Origin of the sequence: Paraburkholderia sp. NMBU_R16 (assembly GCF_013282575.1) — a bacterium.
GTDB lineage: Bacteria > Pseudomonadota > Gammaproteobacteria > Burkholderiales > Burkholderiaceae > Trinickia.
In genome coordinates this window covers 1-249 of the sequence record NZ_JAAAYE010000520.1, presented here as the reverse complement: position 1 = coordinate 249, position 249 = coordinate 1, and the positions used below count along the sequence as shown (strand labels likewise).

Annotated in this window: 1 pseudogene; it reads left to right on the top strand. The window is 60.6% G+C overall.

The features are described from left to right. A pseudogene (locus tag GWC77_RS28960) lies at positions 1-126 on the top strand (transposase); the annotation flags it as partial. Between the last annotated feature and the right edge of the window lie 123 nt (positions 127-249).

Here is a 249-nt window from a genome sequence, read left to right as displayed (position 1 = left end):
TCGGGCTCGACCGAACCAGGCGCAGTGTGGTTTGCTTACTCGCCGGACCGCAAAGGCATTCATCCCCAGACCCATCTGGCCGGATTCAAGGGTATCTTGCAGGCCGACGCCTACAGCGGCTTCAACGTAATCGGTAATTGACCGACGTCGTTGCGATCTCAGGCGATCTGATGCAGTGGCGAGCGCAGCGGGTTGTCGGCGAAGAGCGATTTCCAGATTCGCGGCGTGAGTTCGTGCACGCGCGAAGCC